The sequence below is a fragment of the Microvirga sp. P4_G7 genome, from assembly GCF_056401005.1.
The window spans coordinates 1-586 of the sequence record NZ_JBFUKD010001163.1; the positions used below are offsets into that span (position 1 = coordinate 1).

At 58.5% G+C, this 586-nt stretch carries 1 protein-coding gene; it reads left to right on the forward strand.

Translation table 11 applies throughout. The features are described 5' to 3' along the window. On the forward strand, positions 1-586 hold a 586-nt coding region (locus tag AC1DT3_RS23650; RefSeq protein ID WP_477467582.1), incomplete at both ends, for an AraC-like ligand-binding domain-containing protein.

The following is a 586-nucleotide window of genomic DNA, read 5'->3' on the forward strand; positions in this document are numbered from 1 at the left end:
GCAATTTCACGGATTGAGCGATCTCGGATTTTTCAATCTACGGTTCGGTTGCCCGGTGACGGTCGATCTGCAAGGCGAGAATGACGACGATCGTCTTGCGTTCGTGGGCGTGCGTCAGGGCGGCGGGCATTTCCTTTTCAAGGGCGAAGAAGCCTCCCTCTCGCCGCTGCACGGCGCTATCGTAACCTCGGGACACGACAAGTTCTTTCAGCACGGTTCCGATCACGACGTGGTGGGACTTTTGCTCAACCGTCCGAAGATCGACGCGCATTGTGCGAAGTTGTTGGGACGTCCCCTCGAGCGCGAAGTTTCATTCGAAGCGATGGTGCCGCTCGCCACCGCGAACGGACAGAACTGGCAGCGTCTTGTCGATTACGCGACGTTGGAACTGGCGAACGAAAACTCCCTTGTCCGCAATGTTCCGGCGGTGCGTCTGCAATTCGAGCAGCTCCTGATGAACGGCTTGCTCTTCTGCCAGCAGAACACGTATTCGGAAGCGCTGCTGCGGCCGCAATCGGCGGCGGCGCCCTACTACGTGAAGCGCGCCGAAACCTATATCGAAACGCATTTCGGAGATCCGCTCACC